At 65.5% G+C, this 10,645-nt stretch carries 8 protein-coding genes; 5 read left to right on the forward strand and 3 right to left on the reverse strand.

All coding sequences use genetic code 11. From position 1 onward, the window contains the following. The first annotated feature begins 21 nt into the window (after nucleotides 1–21). The gene (locus AC3FOF_RS09685) at nucleotides 22–456 is read left to right on the forward strand and encodes a universal stress protein (protein WP_017230977.1); all 435 of its coding nucleotides are present in this window, start codon (nucleotides 22–24) and stop codon (nucleotides 454–456) included. Between the two features lie 30 nt (nucleotides 457–486). On the opposite strand, the gene AC3FOF_RS09690 is transcribed toward AC3FOF_RS09685, so the two are convergent. Genes AC3FOF_RS09690 through AC3FOF_RS09700 form a run of 3 tightly spaced genes read right to left on the reverse strand, consistent with a single transcriptional unit; the run spans nucleotide 487 to nucleotide 6,222 of the window. After that, entirely contained in the window at nucleotides 487–3,561 is a 3,075-nt protein-coding gene (locus AC3FOF_RS09690) for an efflux RND transporter permease subunit (RefSeq protein WP_488726464.1), read from the reverse strand. 10 nt (nucleotides 3,562–3,571) lie between these two features. Continuing rightward, a complete protein-coding gene (locus AC3FOF_RS09695) occupies nucleotides 3,572–4,711 on the reverse strand; it encodes an efflux RND transporter periplasmic adaptor subunit (RefSeq protein ID WP_488726465.1) in 1,140 nt (379 codons plus the stop codon). Continuing rightward, a complete protein-coding gene (locus AC3FOF_RS09700) occupies nucleotides 4,708–6,222 on the reverse strand; it encodes an efflux transporter outer membrane subunit (protein ID WP_488726478.1) in 1,515 nt (504 codons plus the stop codon). The genes AC3FOF_RS09695 and AC3FOF_RS09700 overlap by 4 nt, the downstream gene beginning before the upstream one ends. Nucleotides 6,223–6,528: 306 nt before the next feature. Here AC3FOF_RS09700 and AC3FOF_RS09705 point away from each other — a divergent pair, with 306 nt between their 5' ends. The 4 genes from AC3FOF_RS09705 (at nucleotide 6,529) to AC3FOF_RS09720 (ending at nucleotide 10,115) form a co-directional block, all read left to right on the forward strand. Continuing rightward, nucleotides 6,529–6,981: a MarR family winged helix-turn-helix transcriptional regulator gene (locus AC3FOF_RS09705; RefSeq protein WP_488726466.1), complete on the forward strand. Its 453-nt coding sequence runs from the start codon at nucleotides 6,529–6,531 to the stop codon at nucleotides 6,979–6,981. A gap of 123 nt (nucleotides 6,982–7,104) precedes the next feature. Further along, nucleotides 7,105–7,668 (forward strand): isochorismatase family protein, encoded by a 564-nt coding sequence (locus AC3FOF_RS09710; RefSeq protein WP_017230973.1) that lies wholly within the window; start codon nucleotides 7,105–7,107, stop codon nucleotides 7,666–7,668. A 41-nt stretch (nucleotides 7,669–7,709) separates the two neighbouring features. Next, on the forward strand, nucleotides 7,710–8,984 hold the full coding sequence (locus AC3FOF_RS09715) for an MFS transporter (RefSeq protein WP_488726467.1): 1,275 nt from the start codon (nucleotides 7,710–7,712) through the stop codon (nucleotides 8,982–8,984). Nucleotides 8,985–9,044: 60 nt separating this feature from the next. Continuing rightward, complete coding sequence (locus AC3FOF_RS09720; protein WP_488726468.1) at nucleotides 9,045–10,115, forward strand: NAD(P)H-dependent flavin oxidoreductase; 1,071 nt, start codon at nucleotides 9,045–9,047, stop codon at nucleotides 10,113–10,115. The last annotated feature ends 530 nt before the right edge of the window (nucleotides 10,116–10,645 follow it).

Below are 10,645 nucleotides of genomic sequence, written 5' to 3' on the forward strand. Positions count from 1 at the left end.
TTACCAACCTGGAGGGGAACGATGTTCAAGCATATTCTGGCACCCACGGACGGTTCCGAGCTTTCAAAGATAGCGGTCGACGCAGCGATCGTCTTTGCCAAGACCATGGGCGCCAAGCTGACGGCCTACACCTGCCTGGAAGAGTATCCTTTCCTGCAGTCGAGCGATGCCGGACATCAGACGCGCAAGGCGTTCGAGGAACATGCCGCGGCCGAAGGGCGCCGCCGCCTGGATGCCGTTGCTGCCGCGGCCAGCGCCGCGGGCGTTGTCTGCGAGACCGATATGACGGTCTCGAGCGTGCCCTACCGGGGTATCGTGGATGCCGCCACCAGGCACGGCTGCGATGTGGTCTTCATGGCGTCGCACGGGCGCCGGGGTCTCGAAGGGCTGCTGGTCGGCAGCGAGACGCAAAAGGTGCTGACGCATTGTCACGTCCCGGTTCTGGTTTATCGGTAAAGGCCTGCACGGCCATGCTGCGTGCATCCGTCATGCCGGCGGCGGCACTGAGGCCTGGGACACAGGCACCGCTCTCGACCGCTGGTGATCCGTAGCCAGGAACATATACATTGCCGGCACCACGAACAGCGTGAACAAGGTGCCGATCGACAGGCCGGTAAAGATCACCAGCCCCATGGCGTATCGCCCCGCCGCGCCGGCGCCGGAAGCGAACACCAGCGGGACCACGCCGAGCACCATGGCGGCGGTGGTCATCAGGATGGGCCGCAGCCGCACGGCGGCGGCCTGCTCCAGCGCCTCGCGCTTGGCGTGGCCGGCACGCTGCAGTTCGTTGGCGAATTGCACGATCAGGATGCCATGCTTGCTGATCAGCCCCATCAGCGTCACCAGTCCCACCTGGGTGTAGATATTCAGCGTCGAGAGTCCGACGTTGATGAAGATCAGCGCGCCGAACAGTGCCATCGGCACCGAGACGAGAATCACCACCGGATCGCGAAAGCTTTCGAACTGCGCGGCCAGGACCAGGAACACGATGATAGTGGCGAACATCAGCGTGATCACGAAGCCACCGGACTCCTGCGCGTACTGGCGTGAAGGTCCGGCGTAATCGACCGAGTAGCCGCTTGGCGCGACCTGGCTGGCCATCTCGCGCAGGGCATTGAGCACGTCGCCTTCGGCTGCACCGGGTACCGGCACGCCGGAGATGGTGGCCGAGTTGAGCTGCTGGAAGTGGTTGATCGACTCGGGCACCACGCTCGCCTCGAGGCGGGCCACGGTGGAGGCCGGGACCACGCTGCCGTTGGGCGTGCTCAGGTAGTAGCCCAGGATCTGCGAGGGATTGAGCCGGTCCACCTGCAGCACCTGTGGAATCACCTTGTAGGAGCGGCCCGCGATCGAGAAGTAATTAACGTAGTTGCCGCCCAGTGCTGCGCCGAGCGTGGCGCCCACGTTCGACTGGTTGAGGCCGAGCGAGGCCACCTTGTCGCGGTCGACGATCAGCGTGCTCTGCGGTTTGTCGAGCTTGAGATCGCTGTCCACGAAGAAGAACATGCCGCTGGCGCGCGCCTTGTCCAGCACCGCCTGCGACACCTCGTTCAGGTTCTGGAATGGCTCGGTGGTGTTGATGACGAATTGCACCGGCAGCCCTTGCGCGCCGGGCAGGGGCGGAAACTGGAAGGCCGCCACCTGCGCCCCGGCGATGCCGTTCCACTTCTGCTGCAGTTCCTGCTGCAATTGCAGCGCGCTCCTGCCGCGCTGGTCCCACGGCTTGAGCAGCACGCCGCCGATGCCCTGGTTGAGCGTGGGCGTGCCGGTCAGCTGGAACATCTGCGCGTACTCGGGGATATTTCTGGACAGGTCGAACAACTGGTCGGCATAGGTCTGCATCTGCTGGATGGTCGCGTTCGGCGGGCCTTGCAGGTGTACCAGCACGATGCCCTGGTCTTCCGGCGGCGCCAGTTCGGATTTCGAGGTCATGAACAGGTACACGGCGCCGGCCAGCAGCAGCGCCCCCATCATGACCAGTACCACCCACGTTTCCAGCAGGCTGTGGAGGCGGCGCTGGTAGCCGTGGTGCACCCGGTCGAACTGCCTGTCGATGAAGCGCACGAAGCGTCCCGATTCCTGGTCCGCGCGGAAGAAGCGCGCGCACATCATCGGCGACAAGGTGAGTGCGACCACACCGGACACGGCCACCGCACCTGCCAGGGTGAACGCGAACTCGGTGAACAGGGCGCCGGTCAGGCCGCCCTGGAAACCGATCGGCACATAGACCGCCACCAGTACCACGGTCATCGCCAGGATCGGGCCACCGAGTTCGCGCGCGGCCATCATCGCGGCTTCCAGTGGCGGCTTGCCTTCTTCCTTCATGTGCCGGTCGACGTTCTCCACCACGATGATGGCGTCGTCGACCACCAGCCCGATCGCCAGCACCAGCGCCAGCAGGGTCAGCAGGTTGATCGAATAGCCGAGCGCCAGCATCACGAAGAAGGTGCCGATCAGCGACAGCGGCATGGCGATCACCGGAATGATCACTGCGCGCAGGCTGCCGAGGAAGAGGAAGATCACCACGGTGACGATCAGCAGCGCCTCGGCCAGCGTCTTGACCACCTCCCGGATCGAGGTGTTGACGAACTCCGTGGCGTCGTAGACGATCTTGCCCGTCAGCCCGGTCGGCAACTGCGCCTGCATCGCCGGGAACACCTCGCGCACGCGCCTGGCCACGTCGAGCACGTTGGCGTCCGGCGCGGTCTTGATGCCGATGAAGACCGAGCGCTTGCCGCTGAAGGCTACGCTGAAGTCGTAGTTGTCCGCCCCCAGCACCACATTGGCCACGTCCTGCAGCCGCACCAGCGCGCCGTTCTGCGACTTGACCACCAGTTGCCTGAACTCGTCGAGGCTGTGCAGATCAGTGTTGGAGGTGATGGCGACGCTCACCATCTGTCCCTTGGTGTTGCCCAGCGCAGCGAGGTAGTTGTTGTTGCCGAGCGCGGTATAGACATCGGCGGCCGTGACCCCGTACGCGGCGAGCCGCTGCGGGTCGAGCCACGCGCGCAGGGCGAACTGGCGGCCGCCGAGAATTTCGGCGGTCTGCACGCCTTGCACCGAATCCAGCTTGGGCTTGACCACGCGCAGGAGGTAATCGGTGACGTTGTTGCCGGGTAGCACGTCGCTGTAGAAGCCCATGTACATGGTGTCGGTGGTCTGCCCGACCTGCACCGTGATGACGGGCTGCTGCGCCTGCGGCGGCAGCTGGTTGCGCACCGAACTGATCTGCGTGTTGATCTGGGTCAGGGCGCGGTTGGCATCGTAGTTCAGGCGCAGCGTGGCGGTGATGATCGACACGCCGCTGGTGCTGGCCGACGACATGTAGTCGATGCCCTGCGCCTGGGCGATCGCGGCTTCCAGCGGCTGCGTGATGAAGCCGGCCACGGTGTCCGCATTGGCGCCGAAATAGGCGGTGGTGATGGTCACCACGGCATTCTCGGTGAGCGGATACTGGCTGACGGGCAGGCTGTTCAGCGAGCGCAGGCCGAGCACGAGGATCAGCAGGCTGACCACCGTGGCCAGCACCGGGCGCTTGATAAAGAGGTCAGTGAAGTTCATGGCGGGCCGCTCACTGTTCCTGCGGCGACGGATTGGGCAGATCCGCCGGCTGGACCTTGTTGTCGATCACCAGCCGGGTGCCGTTCTTGAGCTTGAGCTGTCCGCTGGACACCACCTGGCTCCCTTCCTCCAGCCCCTTCTCGATCGCCACCTGGTCGCCGCGGGTCGGGCCGGTGGTGACGAACACCTGCCGCGCCACCGGCAGTGGTTTGCCTGTCTCGCCGGGCCTGGCTGCGGGGGCCGGCTCGACCACGAAGACCGTTGCGCCGTAGGGGTTGTAGGTGATGGCGGTCTGCGGCAGCGTCAGGCGGCGCTGGGGCGTGCCGACGTCGATCTTCACGTTCGCATACATGCCCGGCAGCAGCTTGCCTTCCTGGTTGTCGATGCGGGCTTCCACCTGCACGTTGCGCGTCGCGGTATCCACCTTCGGGTTGATCGACGTGATCCTGCCCTTGAATGCCCTGCCGCCATAGGCGTTGCTCTCGGCCGCCACCGGCAGGCCAACCGCGAGCTGCCCGACGTCCTGCTGGGGCAGGGTGAAATCGGCATAGATCGGATCGATGGCCTGCAGGGTCACGATGGCGTCGCCGGGGTTCACGTACTGGCCGGGGTTGAGCGTGGTAATGCCTAGCCGGCCGGCAAACGGCGCGCGGATGGTCTTCTTTTCAACGATGGCGGCCTGCTGCGCCACTTGGGCTTTCTTGCTCTTGAGGTCAGCGGCATCGGCATCGAGCGTCGCCTTGGCAATGACCTTGATGTCGTATTGCGCCTGGTCTCGCGTGTAGACCGTCTGCGCCAGTTCGGCCGCCGCCTGCAGGGCCTGGAGTTGCGCGATGTCGGCGTCGGCGTTGAGCTGCACCAGCACCTGGTGGGCGCGTGCCTCGCTGCCCGAGGTGAAGCGGACCTCGCGCACCAGCCCGGCGATCTCGGTGGTGACGTCCACGCCGCGCACGGCGCGCAGGCTGCCCACCGCGGCCAGTTGGGGCTGCCACACCTGGTAGGTAGCGTGCACGGCACTCACGGTGGCCGGTGGCGCGGCATTGCTCGCCATGAATTTCCTGAACATCATCCCTTTGAACAGGTTGAAGCCAAACAGCGCGGCCAGCAGCAGGCCCACGCAGACCAGCATGATCACCATGCGCTTCTTCATTGCTTGTTCTCCACGGGTACCACGGCTGCGGCCCGGGGCTCCACCGGCGGCGGCTTGACCCCGGGCGGTTGCGGTGCGTTCCACCAGCCCCCGCCGGTCGCCTGGTACAGCGCGGCGGTGTCGGCGTAGCGTGCTGCCTGCGCTTGTACCAGGCTGAGCACGGTCTGCTGGTACTGGCGCTGGGCGTCGAGCAGCGAGAGATAGCTCACCGCGCCCAGGCGGTATTGCTGCTGGCTCAGCAGCAAGGCGTCGCGCGCGGCGGTGGCGGCGTCGGCTTGCGCCGCGAGCGCGCGCGCATCGTTGTCCAGCGCGCGCAGCGTGTCGGCCACGTTCTGGAAGGCTTGCAGCACGGTCTGCCGGTATTGCGCACCCGCCTGGTCGTAGGCCGCCACGGCGGCGCGCCGCTGCGCGTTCAACTGGCCGCCATGAAAGACCGGTTGCAGCAGGCCGGCGCCGAGGCTCCACACCGCATTGGCTGCATTGAACGCGCCGCCGGGCGTCAATGCCTGCGTGCCATAACTGCCGGTCAGGGTGAGTTTCGGGAACATCGCGGCGCTCGCCACCCCGAGCCGGGCGCTGGCCTGATGCAGCAGGGCCTCGGCCGCCAGGATATCGGGGCGTTGCCGCACCAGTGCCGATGGGAGGCTGACCGGCAGCGTTTGGGGCAAGGAGAAATCGGCGAGCCGGAACTGTGGCAGGGCGCTATCGCTGGGGGGCCTGCCCGCGAGTACCGCGATCAGGTGCCGGGTCTGTTCGAGCGCCTGCTGCAGGGGCGGCAGGGTCGCGCGGGTCTGCGCCAGCGTAGTGCGCTGCGCGAGCACCGCGGCCTGGTTCACGCCGCCCAGGCCGAACTGGCGGGTAAGCAGATCGAGTTGCTGCTCCTGGTCCGCCGCGATGCGCCCGGTCGCCTCGATCTGCGCGCGCAGCGAGGCCTCCCTGACGCTCGCCGTGACCAGATTGGCCGTCAGCGCCAGATAGGCCGCCTGCCACTGGTACTGCTGGTACCCGATCTGCGCCCGCAATGCCTCCAGTTGGCGCCGCGCGCCGCCGAATACATCGAGCGTATAGGACACATTGACCGAGGCATTGTAGAGACTGAACTCCGGGCTCAGTCCGGGCTGGCCGATGGCCAGCCCGGAAACGCGCTCGCGCGACGCGCCGAGCTGCGCATCCACGGCGGGAAGCAGGGCGCCACCTACCTCGGCATTGTAGTTTTCGCGGGCCTGCCGCAGGGCTGCCCGCGCGGCGGTCAGATCGGGGCTGTTGGCCAGCGCCTCGCGCATCAATGCATCGAGTGGCGCACAGTGGAACAGCGACCACCATTCGCCGGGGATGTCCTGTACCGTGACGAAATGCTGCGCCGCCCCGGAACTGCCCGGCATGCCGGGCGTGGATGCCGTCTGGCCTGGCAATGGCTCTGCCGTGAAGCGGTCACCGGCTGGCGGCTCGGGCGCATGATAGTCCGGGCCCACGGCGCACGCAGCCAGCGTGGTGCCGACGATGCACACCATCGCTGCGCTCGGCACGCGCTGCCCGGCGTGTCGACGGAGGGTACGCACCAGTGCCTCGATCATCATGCGCATACTCCCTGGCACAGCCAGGGTGACGTCTGACTGTGAAAGCCTGCGTGCCGTAAGACTATCCCAAATCCCTTGCTGCTGTCTGACCCCCTCGACGCGGTGCATGGATGCATGGGGGAGCGCGTTTCTCGGGCGAGAGGCGCATTGTCATCATCAGACGATTCGCCGGCTTGACGCTTCCCCATCTATGAAGGTAACCTTTGCAGGTAGCCTTCATAGATGCCAGAGGTATTGCAGATGGACGACCATCGGAATGATCCCGACGCGGCAAGCGCGCTGGCTTTGGCCGGGGAGTTGCGGGTTGTGAGCGGCAAGCTCATAAGACGGTTGCGCGAACAGGCGTCTCTGGGCGATCTCACCTGGACTCAGTTGCGCGTCGTCTCGCGGCTGGAGCGCGAGGGACCGGCGACGGTGTCGGCCCTGGCACGGGCTGAAGGCATGCGCCCGCAATCGATGGGGGAGACCATTGCCGCCCTGAAGGCGGCCGGCCTCGTGAATGGTTCGCCGGATCCGACGGACGGGCGCCAGACCGTCTTGTCTCTCACCGCTGCCTGCATCGACGCGGTCAAGGCCGGCCGGGCGGCGCGGGAGGACTGGCTGTTCCACGCCATTCGCAGCAAGCTGGCGGCCGCGGAGCAGAGGGACCTTTCTGCAGCCGTCGAATTACTCAAGCGCCTGGTCGAGCCCTGACTTGCCGTGTTTGCCAGGCATGCCGCGTGCGGGGCGCCGGCTGGCCAGGACATTGCCCGCTTCCGGGGCCCTGACCCGCCGATCCGGGCTCGCCGCAGTCCGAAACACCTGAAGGAGAACACCATGTCAATCACCACGCTCGACCCGAAGACCGCGCTCGTCATCATCGACCTGCAGCAGGGTATCGTCTCCCTTCCCACGGCTCACCCCGTCGGCGAGGTCGTGAGGCAGGCCGGCGCACTGGCTGGCGCATTCCGCAGCCGCGGCTTGCCGGTCGTGCTCGTCAACGTTGCCGGCGGCGCGCCCGGCAGGGCGGAACAATCCCGCAACCTTGGACAGCTTCCCGCCGGATGGGCCGATCTCGTTCCCGGGCTGAACCAGCAACCGGTGGACCACCTGGTGACGAAGCGGACGTGGGGCGCGTTCACCAACACCGGCCTGGACGGACATCTGAAAAGCCTGGGTGTCACGCAAGTCGTGATTGCGGGCGTGGCTACCAGCATCGGTGTCGAGTCGACCGCACGCCAGGCGCATGAACTCGGATTCAACGTCACCCTTGCCGTCGATGCCATGACCGACATGAATCCTGACGCCCACGCCAACAGCATCGCGCGGATCTTCCCGCGGCTGGGCGAGACCGGCACCACAGCGGAGATCATCGATCTGCTGGACCGTACCCGCGTGTGAGCGCGGCCGCCATGCGGACTGCAAACGCGTAAGCCGCCCCGGTGAAAGGCACCTTCCGTTCGCTGAGCAACTTCAACTACCGGGTCTGGGCCGGTGGTGCGATCGTGTCCAACGTCGGAACGTGGATGCAGCGTACTGCCCAGGACTGGATCGTCCTCACCCAACTGACGCGTCACAATGCGACCGCTGTCGGTGTGGTCATGGCGCTCCAGTTCGGCCCCCAGGTGCTCTTGCTGCCGCTGACCGGCTATGCGGCCGACCATCTGGATCGCCGCAAGCTCCTGTTCGCCACGCAGGCGACCATGGGGGCGCTGGCCCTGGGGCTCGGCATCCTCACCATCGCCGGACTGGTCCAGCTATGGCACGTGTACCTGTTCGCGTTCCTGCTCGGATGCGTCACCGCGTTCGATTCGCCGGCGCGCCAGACTTTCGTCTCGGAACTGGTTGGCGAAGCGGACCTGTCGAATGCCGTGGCGCTGAACTCCACATCGTTCAACGCCGGGCGCATGATCGGTCCAGCCATTGCCGGCGTCCTGATCGCCTCGGTGGGCTCGGGGCTGGTGTTCCTGATCAACGCGGCGTCTTTCGTTGCGGTGATCGGCTCGCTGAGTTGCCTGCGCGTGGGCGATCTTCATCGGAAGGACAGGCCTGTCCGGACCCGCGGGAGCCTGGCCGACGGTTTTCGCTATGTCTGGCGGCGCCCCGATCTGAAGGCGGTGCTGCTAATGCTGTTCCTGATCGGCACTTTCGGGCTCAATTTCCCGATCTTCATCTCCACCATGTCGGTCACGGCCTTTCACGCCGGCGCGGGCCAGTTCGGGCTCCTGACGTCCACCATGGCGATCGGCTCGGTCGCCGGCGCGCTGCTGGCCGCCAGGCGGGCGAATCCCGATATCGCGCTCCTGATCGCGGGCGCGGCCATGTTCGGAACCGGCTGCGCCCTGGCGGCGATCATGCCGAGCTACGGGCTCTTTGGTGCCGCCCTTGTCATCGTCGGCGTATCCGCGCAGACCGTCACCACCTCGACGAACAGCCTGGTGCAGCTATCGACCGAGCCTGCGATGCGAGGGCGGGTGGTGGCGATCCTGCTTGCCATCGCTCTGGGCGGCACGCCCATAGGCGCACCCATTGTCGGCTGGGTTGCGGACCATTTCGGCCCGCGCTGGGCACTTGGCGTGGCTGTCGCCGCAGGCTTTGCCGCCGCGATGGTTGGCATCGTCTATCTCCGCCAATACCGGCAATTGCGTGTGCGCATCGATGCCGGGCGCGTGCGCATCAGCTTGGACAGTCCCGAGGCCACGGCTGGATCACATTGAGGTAGCATTGCTGCAGCAGCCGGAAACGCCTGGCCAAGACGCCTCGATCACATCAATCCAATGAGAACGCTTCCCTCCCGCCTTCCTCTTGTTCAAGCCCCGATGGTCGGCTCCCTGAGCCCGCTCGCGATTGCTGTCAGCGAAGCGGGAGGGCTCGGCTCACTGGCATGCGCCGCGCTGAGTCCCGCGCAGGTGCGCGAACAGATCGGCGCCATTCGCGCGCAGACTTCAGCCCCGTTCAACGTCAATTTCTTCTGCCACACGCCGCCGGCTCCGGATGACGAGGCGCAAGCGAAATGGCAGGCATTGCTGGCTCCCTACTACAAGGAAGCCGGGCTCGACCTGTCCGCCGCCCGGAATGGGCCGGGCAGGGCGCCTTTCGACGAGGCCATGTGCGGCGTGATCGAGGAAACCAGGCCAGCCGTGGTCAGCTTCCATTTCGGCCTGCCGGACGAAACGCTGCTCGCGCGGGTGAGGCATACCGGTGCCATGATCGTGTCTTCCGCCACCACGGTGGAAGAGGCGCGCTGGCTGGAGGAGCGCGGTGTCGATGCCATCATCGCGCAAGGCGTGGAGGCCGGCGGTCACCGCGGCATGTTCCTCACCAAGGATATCCATGCACAGCCTGGCCTGTTTGCGCTCTTGCCGCAGATCGTGGACGCGGTGAGCCTGCCCGTGATCGCGGCCGGGGCCATTGCCGACGGCAGGGGAATCGCGGCGGCCTTCGCGCTCGGCGCGAGCGCGGTGCAGATAGGCACGGCCTATATGCTGACACCCCAGGCCGGCAGGTCCGGCATTCACCGCGCTGCCCTGCGCGCGGCCCGTGACGACATGACGCGCCTGACGAATCTCTACACTGGCCGGCCGGCGCGCGGCCTGATGACCCGCTTCATGCGCGAGCAAGGACCGATGAATGAGACCGCACCCGCATTCCCGATGGCGACCGGCGCGGTGGATCTGCTTCGTGCTGCATTCGAAAATGAGGGGAACGGCGATTTCTCGGTTCTCTGGTCAGGGGAGGCGGCAGCGCTGGCGCGCGAAGAAGACGCAGGGGCCCTGACTCGCCAGCTCTGGGAGGATGCGCTGAAATGCGCGTCCAGTCTTCCATCGTCCATGGCTAGCTGCGTTTAGCCAGAGACTGCCTGCGCCCGGGCCCGCGCCGGCTTCGAGGCGTCGGTACAAAGAATCTTCAAGAAGGGCTTGCCACGGCAGCGCAGGTCCTTTAGCATTCGCCCCCTCGCAACACGACACCGCTGCAAAGCAGACGGGGCAAGGGTTGCGGGGTTAGCAGAATAGGTAAGCGGAGCAAAAAGCAAAGCGAACCGAAGCAAAATGAAACTTGCGAAAAACTGTTGATTAAAACAAGATTAAGCTTCATAATCTCGTTTCTCTGCTGCAGACAACGCAGCGATGCGGTAAGCAAAGCGAACCGCGGCCAGTTCTTTAACAAACAAACAACCGATAAGTGTGGGCGCTTGATAGCGGATGCGGAAGACTTCGGTCTTTTAGCTTACAAGTTATAAAGTGCTCGCACAGTAAAACATGTTGGTTATGTCTTCGGACGTAGCCAGTCAGTTTTCTGAGAGTGAGCGACCGCTCGAAAGAGCGAGATTCTTCGGAATCACACAGGTATTAAACTGAAGAGTTTGATCCTGGCTCAG

It is taken from the genome of Cupriavidus sp. 96C5-1 (genome assembly GCF_057798855.1).

Bases quoted from the DNA above. Each gene is read 5' to 3' on its own strand.
- AC3FOF_RS09710 (WP_017230973.1), top strand. From the start codon at position 7,105: ATGTCAATCACCACGCTCGACCCGAAGACCGCGCTCGTCATCATCGAC.
- AC3FOF_RS09705 (WP_488726466.1), top strand. From the start codon at position 6,529: ATGGACGACCATCGGAATGATCCCGACGCGGCAAGCGCGCTGGCTTTG.
- AC3FOF_RS09685 (WP_017230977.1), top strand. From the start codon at position 22: ATGTTCAAGCATATTCTGGCACCCACGGACGGTTCCGAGCTTTCAAAG.
- AC3FOF_RS09720 (WP_488726468.1), top strand. From the start codon at position 9,045: ATGAGAACGCTTCCCTCCCGCCTTCCTCTTGTTCAAGCCCCGATGGTC.
- AC3FOF_RS09690 (WP_488726464.1), bottom strand. From the start codon at position 3,561: ATGAACTTCACTGACCTCTTTATCAAGCGCCCGGTGCTGGCCACGGTG.
- AC3FOF_RS09695 (WP_488726465.1), bottom strand. From the start codon at position 4,711: ATGAAGAAGCGCATGGTGATCATGCTGGTCTGCGTGGGCCTGCTGCTG.
- AC3FOF_RS09700 (WP_488726478.1), bottom strand. From the start codon at position 6,222: ATGGTGTGCATCGTCGGCACCACGCTGGCTGCGTGCGCCGTGGGCCCG.